13 protein-coding genes are annotated in these 14,396 nt (G+C 68.1%); 1 reads left to right on the top strand and 12 read right to left on the bottom strand.

Annotation, left to right across the window (positions count from 1 at the left end):
• The first annotated feature begins 749 nt into the window (after positions 1–749).
• A complete protein-coding gene (locus ACIBG8_RS07075) occupies positions 750–2,348 on the top strand; it encodes a TROVE domain-containing protein (RefSeq protein ID WP_397341644.1) in 1,599 nt (532 codons plus the stop codon).
• Between the two features lie 241 nt (positions 2,349–2,589).
• On the opposite strand, the gene ACIBG8_RS07080 is transcribed toward ACIBG8_RS07075, so the two are convergent.
• From ACIBG8_RS07080 to ACIBG8_RS07135, 12 genes are all read right to left on the bottom strand, one after another.
• The gene (locus tag ACIBG8_RS07080) at positions 2,590–2,868 is read right to left on the bottom strand and encodes a hypothetical protein (protein WP_397341645.1); all 279 of its coding nucleotides are present in this window, start codon (positions 2,866–2,868) and stop codon (positions 2,590–2,592) included.
• Positions 2,869–2,919: 51 nt separating this feature from the next.
• Complete coding sequence (locus tag ACIBG8_RS07085; RefSeq protein ID WP_397341646.1) at positions 2,920–3,048, bottom strand: hypothetical protein; 129 nt, start codon at positions 3,046–3,048, stop codon at positions 2,920–2,922.
• Position 3,049: 1 nt separating this feature from the next.
• Positions 3,050–3,817, bottom strand: a complete 768-nt coding sequence (locus ACIBG8_RS07090) for a CHAP domain-containing protein (protein WP_397341647.1) — start codon at positions 3,815–3,817, stop codon at positions 3,050–3,052.
• Positions 3,814–3,984, bottom strand: a complete 171-nt coding sequence (locus tag ACIBG8_RS07095; RefSeq protein ID WP_397341648.1) for a hypothetical protein — start codon at positions 3,982–3,984, stop codon at positions 3,814–3,816. Before ACIBG8_RS07095 ends, ACIBG8_RS07090 begins: the two co-directional genes overlap by 4 nt.
• A 117-nt stretch (positions 3,985–4,101) precedes the next feature.
• Positions 4,102–4,467 carry a hypothetical protein gene (locus ACIBG8_RS07100; RefSeq protein ID WP_397341649.1) on the bottom strand — a complete coding sequence of 122 codons (366 nt, stop codon included), beginning with the start codon at positions 4,465–4,467 and terminating at the stop codon, positions 4,102–4,104.
• Positions 4,464–5,144 (bottom strand): hypothetical protein, encoded by a 681-nt coding sequence (locus ACIBG8_RS07105; RefSeq protein ID WP_397341650.1) that lies wholly within the window; start codon positions 5,142–5,144, stop codon positions 4,464–4,466. Before ACIBG8_RS07105 ends, ACIBG8_RS07100 begins: the two co-directional genes overlap by 4 nt.
• 29 nt (positions 5,145–5,173) lie before the next feature.
• Positions 5,174–7,951, bottom strand: a complete 2,778-nt coding sequence (locus ACIBG8_RS07110; RefSeq protein WP_397341651.1) for a hypothetical protein — start codon at positions 7,949–7,951, stop codon at positions 5,174–5,176.
• A 31-nt stretch (positions 7,952–7,982) separates the two neighbouring features.
• Positions 7,983–8,132, bottom strand: a complete 150-nt coding sequence (locus tag ACIBG8_RS07115) for a hypothetical protein (RefSeq protein ID WP_397341652.1) — start codon at positions 8,130–8,132, stop codon at positions 7,983–7,985.
• Positions 8,133–8,146: 14 nt separating this feature from the next.
• Complete coding sequence (locus ACIBG8_RS07120; RefSeq protein ID WP_397341653.1) at positions 8,147–10,876, bottom strand: hypothetical protein; 2,730 nt, start codon at positions 10,874–10,876, stop codon at positions 8,147–8,149.
• 60 nt (positions 10,877–10,936) lie between these two features.
• A complete protein-coding gene (locus tag ACIBG8_RS07125) occupies positions 10,937–11,470 on the bottom strand; it encodes a hypothetical protein (RefSeq protein WP_397341656.1) in 534 nt (177 codons plus the stop codon).
• Positions 11,471–11,478: 8 nt separating this feature from the next.
• On the bottom strand, positions 11,479–12,207 hold the full coding sequence (locus ACIBG8_RS07130) for a hypothetical protein (protein ID WP_397341657.1): 729 nt from the start codon (positions 12,205–12,207) through the stop codon (positions 11,479–11,481).
• A gap of 143 nt (positions 12,208–12,350) precedes the next feature.
• Complete coding sequence (locus ACIBG8_RS07135) at positions 12,351–14,378, bottom strand: hypothetical protein (RefSeq protein WP_397341658.1); 2,028 nt, start codon at positions 14,376–14,378, stop codon at positions 12,351–12,353.
• Positions 14,379–14,396 lie beyond the last annotated feature (18 nt).

A 14,396-nucleotide genomic window follows, 5' to 3' on the forward strand; every position in this document is an offset into this window, starting at 1 on the left:
GTCTCGCAAGCGAAATCGCTTCCCTCAGCGTCCTGATCGTCAGGCTCGGTGCGGGCGCGGGTCGAACGGCCGCCGGTTATCTTTTTGCTAAGAAGACACCATCCGGCGTCGAGACCATATCCGCGCACGCTCCCGGCCTTGCGATCGTTGGTGCGGTCTGGTGGGAGCACGGGTCGAAGTCCGCCGGTTATCCGCTATTAACGGGGTTGTCGCAGGTTCAAGTCCTGTCTGACTTTTGGGTCAGTAGCTCAGTTGGCAGAGCACCTAAACGCCGTTGGACATCCCACATCCGTGCCCTCTCCAGACCGCATTGTTCGTCAGTCCCGCCGATGTCATGGGTCGAATCCTGCCGGTTATCTAGGTGAGGTACAGGTTCGACTCCTGCGGTAGCCCCGTCAAGGCTGCCACGGCCCAGGTCGGCTGGGCACCCGGTGCGGAGTGCCATATCCATGGCATCGGCAGGGCTGACGAGCACGGGGAGGGGCGGGTCGAAGCTGACCGGTTATCTCCAGGTACCGCCAATGCGGGGTTCGAGTCCCCGCCGCCCGGCTCATGAGGGTGTCGTTCAACGGCAGGACTGCGGTTTGATCCGGTAGGCGTCACCACATCCGCCCCTCCCCTCCGCTGCATCCGCCGTTGGCGGGTCGAACACAAGGAGGTGCCGGATGGCACGCAACCGTGACCCTCTCGCAAGCGTTTCCGCTTTCGCGACGACACAGACGCAGCCCATCCCGGGTCGGGCTGCCGACATGGTGCGCAACAACGCGGGAGGCTACACCTTCGGCAAAGACGTGTGGCAGCGCGTCGAGGACTTCCTGATCCTGGGCACAACCGGTGGCACCTACTACGTGGGTGAGGACAAGCTGACGGCGGACAACGCCGACGTGCTGTTCCAGGCGATCGCCGAGGACGGCCCGCGCGTCGTCGCGCTGCTCACTGACATCTCCACCGCGCACCCGCCGCGGGCGCCGAAGCAGCGGCCTGCGCTGTTCGCGCTCGCGTCCTGCTACGCCCGCGGGGACGCCGCGACCCGCCAGGCGGCCAAGGTGGCGCTGCCGAAGGTGGCACGAACGACCGACCACCTCGCCCAGTTCTTCGGCTACCACAAGAGCCTGGGCGGTAAGCCGACCCCGCGTGGTACGGCTCCGCGCGTCGGTCGGTCGCTGCGGACCGCGCTCGGCTCCTGGTTCCTTCAGGGCGATGTCGACCATGTCGCGTTCAAGGCGGTCAAGGCGCGGCAGCGCAAGACACCGCAGGGCGAGGCGTTCGATCTGCGCGACGTGCTCCGCATCGCCCACCCGACGGCGGACTCCGCGCAGCGGAAGACGCTGTTCGGGTGGATTGCTGGGAACCTCACCGACGACGAGGCGCGTGACGAGCTGCCCGCGCTCGACCGGTTCCTGACCGCGAAGGCGGTCACCACTGTGAAGCAGGCGGTCCGGATCGTGTCCGAGGAGCGTGTGCCGTGGGAGTTCCTGCCCAGTGACCTGCTGCGCGAGCCGGAGGTGTGGGATGCCCTGGTGGACACGGTCGGCTTGACTGCTCTTCTGCGGAACCTGGCACGCATGACCCGCCTGGGCACTCTGCGGCCGATGGCCGACGCCACCAGTCGCGCGGTCGCGCGTCTCACCGACCGGGATGCGCTGCTGCGGGCGCGCATCCATCCGATGGACGTGTTCCTGGCGCTCCGCGTGTACGGCTCGGGCCGGTCGCAGCCCAACCCTCGTGCCGAGGCACACACCTGGGCGCCGGTCCCGGCTCTCATGGATGCCCTGGAGGAGACGTACGAGCTGTCGTTCGGCTCGGTCGAGCCCTCGGGCAGTCGTCTGCTGGTCGCGGTGGACTCCTCGGGGTCCATGTCGGGCGGCTGGTATGGCGGCCTTGTCGTGGTGGGCGGTTCGGCGATCGGCACGCCGTACGAGGTCGGTTGTGCGATGGCGGTCATGCTGGCGAGGATCGAGAAGGGCAATGCGCACGTCATCGACGTGGACACGAGCGTCCACCCCTCACGCGTCACGCCGCGCACGAACCTGCGGGAGATCAAGTCGTGGCGGCCGTCTGGCGGCGGCACGGACCTGAGTCTCCCCTTCACCTGGGCGGCCAGGGAGCGCATGGAGGTGGAGGGCTTCGTCGTCCTGACGGACAGCGAGAGCTGGGCGGGACGTTCGCACCCGTCGCAGGCGTTGGAGTCCTACCGGCGCACCACGTCGGCTCAGGCCCGTGTGGTCGTAGCCGCGATGACACCTGCGGGGCACACGATCGGCGACCCGCGCGACCAGGGGGTGCTGAACATCGCGGGCCTCGACGCGAGTCTCCCGATGGTGGTCAACGCGTTCCTTCGGCAGTAGCGGCGCACGGCAAAAGGGCCCGGTCATCCTCAACGGATGACCGGGCCTTCGTCGTTGGTGGCGGGGACCGGATTTGAACCGGCGACTTCTGGCTATGTGGCCAGCACGCTTCCTGACTGCGTCACCCCGCGTCGTCGGCGGCCCGTTGTCCTAGGCCGGGCCGCCGTAGACCGGCACCTCACGATGCCGGGGTCTCACGGATGTCCTCGTTCAAGGTGCCGGGACGTGAGACGCGATGATCTTACTGGTCGTATCGGAAGGGCCGCTGCTGCGATTGTGTGTAAGACGGCTGCTTGGTCGAGCCGAGCAGGACGCCGAGCGCGGGCCAACGCTGCTCCAGCGCCCGGAAGACGCCGTAGTACAGGCCGGTGCCGAGCACGACCGCGCCAGCGCTGAGCTGCTCGGCAGTGACGCCCTCAATGGTGATGCCGCGAAGCGCGAGCCACCCGAGCAGACCGCCTACCGCAGTCGGCACGACGGTGCGCCACAGCGACAGAATCCACGCATGAAACATGATCACTCCTAGAAATGCGAAAGCCCCGCGCCGAGCGGGGCGAAGGGATATCCGGGGTTAGTTCGTCTCGTCAATCACGCCCGGCACACGCTGCATGTGCAGCTCGTCGAGGATGTGCTCCACCTCGGCGACGTCCACCGGGGTCTCGAAGCTGTCCGGCTGGGCGGCGGCGCCGTCCTGTTCCACGTCAGGCCACCTTGAGCAGGGCAGCCCATGTCGGAGGACTGGTCCGGCCAGCTTCGGCCGCCAGGCCCGCGGCCTTCTGGAACTCGCGCAGCTGCCGGTCGTGGTGGCGGGTGAAGACCGTGGCGTCGACCGTGTCCGGCACGGGGTAGCCGCGGGCCTCCAGCAGGCACGTCAGGGTCTTGACGTGCCAGCCGCTGAGCGGCTTGTCTCCGTTGTAGTAGAGGGTGGGCAGCTTCCTCACGATCTCCTCCATCCAATCGAGTTCGGGCTGGGGCTTAGGCTGGGAGGGCTTGGTCGGCGTCTTGTAGGGCGGGTTCCAGAAGCCAGCGATAACGCTTGCGGCCCGGACGCGGCGTCGGCAGGCGTCGCCCGTGTTGCCCTCGATGGTTTGGACTCTGCCGTCGCCGAGGTTGCGTTCGACGATGCCGACGTGGTCGATCGCGCCGATGGTGTCGCTGCCGGACCAGTCGAAGAACACGATCGCGCCGGGGCGGGCGTGCTTGCGGAGGTTGTCGGCCGTACCGGCGAACCAGAGGCGTAGTTCCTTACCGTCCTGGGCGTGCCAGACGGTGTAGGCGCGGTCGCCGCGCGGCAGTACGGCTGGAGCGTTGTCGGATCGTCGTGCCCACTCGGTCACGCTCATGTTGCACCAGGGCGCGGTGAGGAAGAGGGCGCCGTGTCGTCCCGCATACGCGCGGGTGATCGGGTTGGGGCGGCCCTGGGTGCCGAGTGTTGCGCGCGCGGCGGCGAGCATGGTGCCGATGCTCATGCGTCTTCTCCGTCCTCGTCGTGGGGATCGCCTTCGTAGATGCCGGTCGACGGGTTGAGGACGTAGCCCAAAGCGCGCAGGACGTGCTCTTCGTCGGGTTCGGTCGGGCCCCACGGCCGCTGGTCCACCCCTGTGGCCACGAGCTGCTCCTCAGTCGGTTCGGACATTGGTCACCTCCTGTGCGGGGTCAAGGTGAAGCCACTCGGCGACGGTGATTCCGAGCGCCGAGCTCGGTATGTGGAAAGGGAGTACGACGAGCACACCGCCGTCTGTCGGGAAGATCGTCATTGTGTGGGGGGCGTGTCCTCGGGAGCTTCGACCACAGAGGAGAGCGCATCGCGGTGCTGCTGGAGATGAGCAGCTAGGCCGTCCTCGACTCGACGCACGCCGTCTTCCACGCGGTTGATCGCATCCCGAAGCGACGATCCGTGATTGGGCTTCAGCTCGGCCTCGATCAGTGCCACCCGCTCGGCGAACCCCGGCCTGAACGGCACGCCAGGGCGGGCCTCCTCGCCGTTCCAGTCGTCCAGGAAGTGCGATAGGCGGCGCAATCGGCGGGCGAGGCTGGTCAGCGCGCGTGCCAGAAGGCCAAGCGCGCCGCCGACGATCGTGATGGTGACGAAGACGTCTAGCCAGAGGATTCCCGTCACTCTGCGGCCCCGGTGCTAGCAGCCGGCCAGGGGCGTCGGCCCGCGAAGGTCGAGGGGGGCTTCGACGTGATCGAAACAGGAGTGAAGCTGCTGCGCCGGTCCCGGTAGCGCGCGAGCGCGAGTTTGCGGGCCTCTACCCGGATGGGGTCTAGCCGGGTTTGATGCAGCGGGGCGAGCGGATCTTCCGGCAGGGTGGCGTCGATCCCGAGGTAGTCGATGACTCCCTGCCGCATCGTGAGCGTCTCGGGTTCGAGTCGCGCGCTGTGGCTCTTGACGGCAGCGATGCGGGTCAGGTGTGCCTGGCGCCGGGTTTCGTCGCTGACGCCCGGAGTCCAGCAGGTGGGCAGGCCGTGGATGTCAGCAAGGATCTTCGCCGCGCGCTCGTCGGTGAGCGCGAGCGGGTCGTCAGCGTTGGGAATCCACGGCTCATGCAAGATCACATCGAGGATGGTCGCGATGTCGTCGGGGTCGAACCCGTACTCGGCACACCGCCACTCGAAGGTGATGTGCGGGAACAGGTGCAACTTGGCGTTGCCCTGTTCATCGACCCTGCTCACGCCCCACAGCGGATCCGCGCCATCGCGCGGAGGGATCGGTTGTCCTTCTCGTAGCTGGGTGAAGTCGGTGGGGGTGTAGCCGAGTTCGGCATCCCACACCTTCCATACTTCTGCCGCCAATGCCGTTCCTTTCTTGGGTGAGGTGTGCGTCATTCCGACCCGGGGTGGCGGAAGGACCAGAAGTAGAAGGCTTTGCCCGAGTAGACGCCGCCGCCTTGGCTCCACTCCAGAGAGAACCCGGACTTGCTGGAGCCGTCTTCGCACCAGTAGAAGTTCGGGGTGCGGGCGCCGTCGCGGATCGTCGCGATCGGCCCCATGTTGTCGAGCATGGTCGGGCCGTAGGTGATCGTTGTCCCGGAGTATCCGGAGGACAGGACGCCGGATCCGGCGCAGACCGTCTCGTTAGGGCTGGACGTGGTCCACTCATACACCTTGCCCTTCATGGTCCATCGGCCGCCGGTGCCGTCGAAGTAGATAGACGCCTCGCTGTAGCTGCTTCCCGCGCTGTAGCCGTAGCGGGCGTAGGTGGAGGCGATGTCCAGCCCGCCACCGGATGGGCTGCCGTTGCCGACCATGCCCAGCCGGATCAGCCCCGACGACACCTGGAGCTGGGCTTGCTGACTGCTGAAGGAGGTGTTGGTGGTCAGGTAGACCGCTGCCTCGCCGCCGTAGTCCTGAGCGTAGATTTGCGAGTAGTTGGACCCGCCGGATGGGTAGAACCGCAGGTCGAGTGTGCTGCTGTCGAGAACCCAGCGGCGGCCGGTGGCCGAGCTGCGCACGATCGGCCCGGTGATGATTTTGCCGTTGAGGGCATCCGCGTCGATCTTGGACGCGGTGATCGAGCCTGCTGCGATCTTGTCAGCAGTGATCGCAGCGGCGGCCAGGTGTGCCGTCTGGATCGCACCAGCCTCGATCGTGTCGGCGGTCACGCTGTTGGCATTGAGGTGCCCGGCGTTGATCGCCAACGCCTGGATCAGTCCACCTGTGATCGTGCCTGCGGTGATCTTCGCGTTCGCCGGGACGGTGCCGTCGATGATGGCGGTCGCGCCGTTGATGACCTGGCCGATGATGTCGGTATCCACAAGCGGTTTCGCTTGCGAGATGACGTGAGCCGAAGCGCCGCTCAGGTTGCCTGACCTGTCGATGGCGAGCAGCCAGAACTCCCGGTCAACGTGGTACGGCTGGCCGGGGACCACGGCGGTTCCTGCTCGTTCCAGCCATTCGACCTGGTGGCCCTCGTCGGCGGGGTCGAGTGGGTCACGCATCATCACCAGGACCCGCGCGAAATCGCGCGGCATGCCGGTACCTGAGCTGGTGAATCCATCCCAGGCGATGCGGAAGATCCCGAGCCGGGAGTCCACCTGCGGGGTGGATGGATCGTGCGGCGGCGTCTCGTCGTCCGGGATAGTGATCACGGCGGTGCCCGCGACCAGGCCCTTCGTGCCCTGGTTGGTGGCTCGGACGCCGAACTGCCATCGCGACTTCGGCTCAAGCGGCGAGTAGGTGACGCTCGTGCTCGTCGAGATCGCCAAGACACGCGTCGCCCCAGTGCCGGGCGGGGTCTGTCCGACCAGCTCGTAGCCATCAACGGTGAGCGGCGTGCCGTTGATGTCGGTGGTCACGCCGACCCAGGAGACGGTGATCTGTCCGTAGGTATAGCCCTCGTCGTCCTGGTAAGCGGAAGGGCTTACGAGAAGGCCAGTTGGAGCTGCCGGGACGCGGTTCTCGCTGTCCCCACCGGGATCTCCGCCGTTGCCTCCGCTGGAGACGCCGCCGTTGAGGATGCCCGCAGCCTGGCGGGCGATCTTGATCTCCCTCTCCAAAAAGCGATCGTTAAGCGTGAGGTTGCCGCCCACGACGCCGTCATCACCCCGGGACAAAGTGATCTGCCGAACCCGCAGCGCGTCGAGCTTGCCCTCCTCCCCCGGCGCCCGGATGGTGTCACCCGGCCGGTAGTCGGCCAGCGGCAGGAACCGTGCCTGTTGCGGCTTGATCTGGCGAGTGAACTGCACCCGCTCCCGGCTCGCCCGTTCCAGCGCCTGCCCGGCGAGAAGCCGCGCAGTCCCTTCGTCCTTGACGCCGCCCTGAGACTGGTATGCCTCCCAACGACCCCATGGCGCGACCGCGCCAGGGTTGGTGACCTCGACGCGCAGCCCCTCCTCGCCAACAACCAGGATGGTCGAGGCTGCATCTTCGAGCGTGGCGTCGTCGGGGGCCTGGTCGATATCGCGCCCCAGGACCAGCTCGACCGGCGCCGGTCCGGCGGCCAGCTGGCGGCCCAACGCGGTGCCCTCGTTGTAGACCTGCAGTACCCGGCCGGTCATCTGCCAGTCGCATACGCCCTGCTCGGACAGGTTGATGAGGAGCTGGAGCAGATCGGTTCCGGGTTCGAGCCCAATGGTCAGCTCGGCCGACCAGGGTTGGCCTGCGGAGTCGTGGGTGGCCGTGAAGTCCACGCCGAGGCCCGGTAGTGTGCCGCGGCCTGCTCCTTCGCTGATCAGCGTGGTCAGGATGTGGCCGACGCGGACGGCGTTGAACTGGCGCTTGCCGTCCACCATGTCGAGTGACGGATATAGGACGAGCTTGCGCAGCATCCACGCCCATCCGGGCAGCGAGTAGCGGCGCGCACCGGTCTGGTCGGTCGCGTCTCCGGACCTCTTGATCCTCAGGAACCTGCTGTTGGCGGCCTCGATCCAGGCACCGCCATCCACGCTGTACTCCAGCGCCACCTCGCATGGCTCGCGCAGCCAGGCCGCGCCTTGAGCGTGGGTGGTGTAGGTCAGCTCCAGGCTCGGCACGTCGTTGAGCGGAAGTCCGGCGTCCCAGCTCAGGGGTTCTCCCAGAAGCCCGAGCCGGGGCCCGTTCGGGGCGTGGGCAACGAGTCGCATCCCGAACCGGAGACGCTCCCCCGGGATGATCACTTGCACGGCTGGCCTCCGTTCATGCCCGCCATGCGGTTCAGTTCGCGTTCTTGCGGATCGGCTCGGCGAGCCGCTCCTGCAACTGGTCCACCGCGACCGACAGAACGACGTTCTCGTAGCTCAGCTCGTCGATGCGGCGGCGGAGGACGGTGATGATCCGCTCGGCCTCGATACTCAGGTCCTGCATTCAGTGCTCCTTGGTTACGTGCGCCAGCCCCAGAGCTGGGCGGTGATGGAGACGACCTGCGTCGTGGTGGGGCTGACGAAGACGCTGGTGGTGGTCCTGGCTGACACGCATGCGCCGACGCGCGGGCTGCCGGTCGAGCCGACGTCGATGGTGGCCACCACGAACGGGGCGCTGGCCATGGTCGGGCCGTAGGTGAAGGTGGCTCCGGCCTGGTTGGCGGGGATGGTGACCGTGCTCATCACGAGCCCGGCGTCGCCGCCGTTGTAGGACCAGGTCCCGGTGTGCCGGGTTGAGGCCGGGAGGAAGGTGAGCTGCTGGAGCTGTGCGGTAGCGTGCCGGTTGAAGCCGACCCGCGACTGTGACTCCTCCAGCGCGAGGAACCCGCCGTTGTCAAAGGTCGTGGCCGGGTCACGGACCCGCACGTGGTAGGCGCCAGCCGCGTGCATCACCCTGGTCTCGGCGGTGCTGCCGTTCGTGCCAGACAGGGTGATGAGCGTGGCCTCGCCGGGGAAGAGCGAGCCGTCGCTGTAGATGCGCGAGTAATTGGCTCCAGTACCGGGGTAGAAGCGCAACTCTGGGACGGTCGCGCCGGACGGGTTGATGACGACGCGCGCCCCGGTCACGCCGGAGGCCAGCTGGCCCACGAGCGAAACGCTGCCGGTCGCCGAGGACATGGAGACCGTCTGGACGCCGCCCGAGTCGTAGGCGGCCAGCCCGGTGCTGTTGAGCTCGACCCGGGCCCCGGCCGCGCTGCCCGCGACGATCCGGGTGGACAGCGTCAGCACCGATTCGAGCTTGCCCGCCGTTACCTGATTGGCTCCGATGTGGGCTGCCTGGATCGCGCCGACGTCAACCTTCACCGCGGTAACGGCGTTGGCGACCAGGTGTCCAGTTGTGATCGAGCCCTCCGCGGCATCCCCGGACACCAGCTGAACGGCCGCGATCGTGGCCGAGCTCGACGGCGCGGACTCGTTCCCCGAGCGATCCACCGCGGTCAACCGGAATTCTCTGTCCTGGCCGTACGGCTGGCCGGGCACGACGATGCCGCCCGCCTGCTCCAGGTAGCCGACGTCGGACCAGCCGGGCGCGAGCGGGTCCTGCATCCACACCAGGAGGCGAGCAAAGTCGGACGGCATGAGGACACCGCCGACGCCGTGCCCATCCCATCCGACGTGGATGACGCCGAGACGGGTCGAGAGCGAAGGGGGCGTCGGCACGGGCGGCGCATCGACGTCGTCGGGGACCGTGACCACCTGCTGCGCCGAGAACGCGCCGCGTGCCCCCTGGTTGGTGGCCCTGACCTTGAACGCGTACTGCTCGCCGATCACGAGCGGGCTGTAGGTCGCGTTCGTGTCGTCGGCCTGGGTCAGTGCGACGAGGAACCACGGTGCGCCCGCCTGGTTGACGCGCATGAACAGCTCGTAGCCGTCAATCTCGACGGCTGTGCCGTTGACGTCGGTGACGACCGCACCCCAGGTAGCGGTGACCTGGCCCTGGGGGACGCCTGCCGAGTCGATGTACGCCTGCGCCTCCACGATCAGACCGGCGGGCGCGGCGGGGGTGCGCGGCCGGGGCGATGAGGGCGCCGGACGTGCCCCTGACCCGCCGGACGCTGTCGAGCCGCCGACGATGCCCGCCGTACGGCGGGCGAGCCGGATGTCTTGTTCGAGCAGTCTGTCGTTGAGGACGACGTTGCCGGAGATCACGCCCGACTGGTCACGAACAAGGGTGATCTGCCGTACCCGCAGCGACTCCAACCGACCGTCCGCGCCAGGTGCGAGCACCCGGTCACCAGGCCGGTAGTCCAGGACTGGCGTCCAGCGTGCCGCCGCCAGGCTGATCTGTCGGGTGCGCTGCACCCGCTCGTGCTCGGCGCGCTTAAGCGCTGCGTCGGCGAGCAGCGCTGCCGTACCAGGGTCGGACACGCCGCCCTGGCCCACGTACTGCTCCCACCGTCCCCACGGCGCGGCAGCTGACGGGTTGGTGTAGGTCTGCTGGAACTCGTTGTCGCCTACGACCAGGACAGCGGAGGCGGTGTCTTCCAGGGTGCCGATATCGGGCGCCTGGGTGATGTCGCGACCATGGCGCAGGTCTACCGGCGCGGGCCCGGTCGCGAGGTCACGCGCCAACGCTGTGTCGGAGTTATAGGCGCGCAGTTCGCGCCCCTGTACGGAGAAGTCGCAGACGCCCTGCTCGGCCAGGTTGATCAGCGTGGTGAGCGCGTCCAGGCCGGGCTCGTAGTAGATCGTCAGGATCTTGGCCCACGGCTGGCCAGCGGAGTCGTGAGTGGAGGTGAAGCTCCACGTCAACCCAGACAGTGTGCCGCGCGCCTGCCCTTCGGCCAGGAACGTGGCGAGGATCGCACCCGGCGTCGCGCTGAGGAACGCCCGCTTGCCGTCGACCAGCGGCTGACTGCCGGGGTACAGGACGAGCTTGCGCAGCATCCACACATAGCCCGGAAGGTCGAACTGCTCGATGGCCGCCTTGTCGGTGAGATCGAGACGACGCCGGATCAGCAGGAACCGGGAGTCGGCGGGCTCAGCCCAACCGACCCCGTCTCTCGAGACCTCGACGGCAATCTCACACGGGTCGGCGAGCAGGTGGCTCCCCGGACCAGCTTGGCTGTGGATCAGCTTGAGCGCGGGCACGTCGTTGAACGGCCAGCCGATCTCTGTGCCGAGAACTGCCGGAAGAACGCCCATCCGTGCCCCGTTCGGGGCGTAGATGGCGAGCCTGAGATACATGGCGCCCTCCCCGCACTCTCCGAAGGGGCACCGACTTGCCGCAGTGGACTACAAGCGCAGTTAGCTCAGGGCAACTACCGGGATGTGGCTGTTCGCGCTCCACCCGTGGAAGGCCAGCCGCGCCGGCAGCTCAGTGTGGTCGGATGTGGCGTAGGACAGGCCGTCCAGGAGCTGGGGGAGATACGGCTTGTGCACCAGCAGCGCCATACCCTCGGCCTGGGTGGTCTCCACCGTCACCCAGATCGAGCGCGGCTGGTCAACGGCCGGGATGGGGCGCGGAAGGGACGCGTACCACCACGGGTTCTTGTCGGTAGGCGCGGCCTGGGTGACGCCCAGAGGCAGGTAGTCCCCACCGGTGGCGTCGTAAATCGCCGCTCGCCACGTACCGGCGACGAACGACTCCGGGATGGTCGCCACAGACAACCCGTTGGTCTCCCGGCCAGCGGGCAGGGTCATCGCGACCGCGATCAGGTTTGGCACGTTGGCACTGGCCAGCACGGTGGCGCTGGCGTAGGTGGGGATGGTCTGGGCGAAGCCTCGCTGCCCGAAATGGGTGTACTCGGAGTGCTGGTGCGGCGCGGTTGTGCCGGTCATGGATTCCTTCACAAATAGGAGCGTCGAGCGCGGATCTCCACGTGGGAGGCCGCGGTGGTCGAAGTCGCCGAGCTCGTGATGAGCACGACGCGCGAGAACGGGTCGGCCACGCCGACCGCAGGAGTGAGGTGGAGCCAGTGGTACGCCGAGCCGGGGCCGGTGGCCTGGATCTGGCCGGTCACGTCTGTGCCCGCGCTCATGTCCCAGGTGTCGGTGGTGACCAGGCGTGCCTTCATCTGGCCGCAGTCGAGCAGGAGACGCTGCCCGGCCGTCAGGCCAGAGGGCCGAGTGATGGTGTCCCCGGTGGCTACGTCTGTGATCACGGGGTTGACGGCAGGGCCGGTGAAGCGGAGCAGCGCGTCAGTCACCTCGCCGGTTGACCCGGCCAGCGTTGTGACGGGCTGCTCGGCCGCGTTCGCGTTCCCTGCCCACGTGGTCGTGATCGGGTCTCGCCAGAAGACACCGGGTATCTTGAAGACCGCTGTGAGCCGCCCGCGGGCCGAACCGACGTCTACCTCCGGCTCGGACACCGAGTCGAGTGCGACCTGGGCGACGCGGACGATGGAGCCCGCGGTGTAGGTGAGCGTCATCAGGCGGTGGCGGACGCCGATCAAGGCAGTGAGCGCCTCAAGGTTGGTTTCCAACTGCTCGAACCCGCCGTCTGCGCCGGACGGTGTCCGGCTGGTGAGTCCGAAGGTCAGCGGGATCGTGGTGGTCTCCAGATCGAGGCCCACCATGGGGAGTTCCCCCGACCGGCCAGGCATCTTGACCGACACCGACCGGGCGGCGGGAAGCGGACGGCGTCGGGTACCGCTCTTGAGCCTCCAGCAGCCTGCCGGATGATCCAGTGCTACGCCATCGAGTGTGTAGGTTGGCAAGGTCAGAGCACCCCCAGCATGCCCGCGTACGCCAGTCCGCGGTTGATCGTGGACGAGGTTGGTTCGGCCTGCGGGTTGTAGGTGTGGACGGTGATATTGACCGGCCCCGCAGTACGGCTCGCGCCCGACGCGACCGTCCCCGTTGAGGCGATGGAAGCGGCCAGGTTCGGAGCGAACGACTTCTCCAACCGGGCCGCGATTCCTCCGGCCGTGGCCAGGACTCGCCCGGTGGAGTTCGTCATGCCGTCCGCCATTCCCAGCATCGTCTGGCGTCCGATCTGGGCGAATACACGGCTTGGGGAGCGGATGCCGAGCGCGTCGCGCACCCAGTCCGGCAGAATCGACGAGAAGAAGCTGTAGATCGCGTCTCTGAACCAGGCTGCGGCCGACACGATGCCGTCCCACAGGCCGGTAAGCAGCAGGTAGCCGATGTTGCCCATGCTGGTCACGAAGCCGATGGCCGCGTAGCCCGCGGCGGTGAGCGCTCCGGCGAAGTCGCCAGACAGGAGTCGTGCAACGCCGGTGACCAGGTCGGCGATGACCGGCAGCAGGTCTGTGGCGAGCTGGAGCAGGGGCGGCAGCAGCGGCAGCGCCGCATAGACGACGTCGGTGAAGGCGTACACCATGCGGGCCAGGTCCGGCAGGATGTCCTGCACCCCAGCGGCCAGGCTGCGCACGATGATCGAGGCTAGGTCCGCCACCACGGGAATCAGCGGCGCGACTGCCGTAAGCAGTTCCGCTAGCGTGATTGCGATGGGGGAAAGCGCGGGGCCGAGCTCCTGCACGGCGAGACCTATCGCCTCGACGACGGCGATCACTCCTGGACCGAGGTCGGCAAGAGCAGGGGCAACGGCCGAGATGGCGTCCGTCAGCACCGGACCCAGCTGCACAGCCAGATCAGCGACGACGGGCGCCAGTTCGGCCAGGCCGCTCGCTACCGCGAGCACAACCGGGACGAAAGCCTCACCGACCCTGCCGAGCGCTGCGAAGACCTCGACCAGGACCCGCTGGCCCTCAACCGAGTTGACCCATCGGTTGACCCCGTCGAGCACCTGTCCGATCACGCCGAGCGCGCTCGTACCGGCGCTGCGCAGCGCGCCGAGCACGCCGGTCACGATGCCGCCCACATCGCGGGCCGCCGTGCCGAGCTGCTTGAACACCTCGACCGCGCCAGTCATCCAGGCCAGCGCGCGACCGGAGGCCGCAGCCGTGCTCAGGAAGTCGCCGAAGCGGGCGGCTGCGCTCGCGATGCCGGGCGCGAGCCCGGCCGAGAACGACGCGCCGACCACCACCAGGTCCCGAAGCCCTGCGGCGACGGGCTGGATCGCTGGGGTGAGATCGGCGATGGCGCTGGCCAGCGACCCGAACACAGCCTCCAGCGCGGCGGCGGTGTCGGCAGTGCGAAGGAAGTCAGCGACAGCCAGTCCGGCGAGGCCGAACTGAGCCGCGACCGCTGACATGCCAGCGGAAACGCTTGCGGAAAGAGCATCAAAAACGGCTGTGACCTGCCCCGCGAGTGGAGCGAAGAAGGCGTCCTGCACCGACAAACGCAAGCCGTCGATGACAGGCTTGAGCTGCCGTAGTTCCCGCGCCGCGCCCTGGGCTTCGCGTGACAGGCCCGCCAGCGCCTTCTCGAACTTCTCCTCGTCGTCGCCGAGCGCCGCCCCCGCAGCGTCACCGACGCCGCGGAAGGCGAGCGCGAGCGTGGCCAGCCCGGCGGCGCCCAGCGCGGCCACCCCTGGCAGGGCGGCGATGATGCCGCCCGCTGGAGCCAGTGCGGCACCGAGCGCTTGCAGGTGGCTGGCCGTAGAGACCGCAGCCGCGGACAGGACCGCGAACTTGACCGCCGTGGCGGTCGCCGCGACGGCAGTGGAGGTGAGCGACTGGACCGCGCCGCCGGTCACCCGCCCGAGACGGTCCCCGAAGTCCGTGGCCGACGCGCGGCTCCGGACGAACGCCCGCTGGAGCTTGGCGGACATGGTGTCGCGCAGGTCGAGCAGAATGAACAGCTCGCCGACGTTGATCGCCACCGCGCACCTCCCGTCCGG

This window comes from Nonomuraea sp. NPDC050556 (assembly GCF_044457355.1).
Taxonomy (GTDB): Bacteria; Actinomycetota; Actinomycetes; order Streptosporangiales; family Streptosporangiaceae; genus Nonomuraea.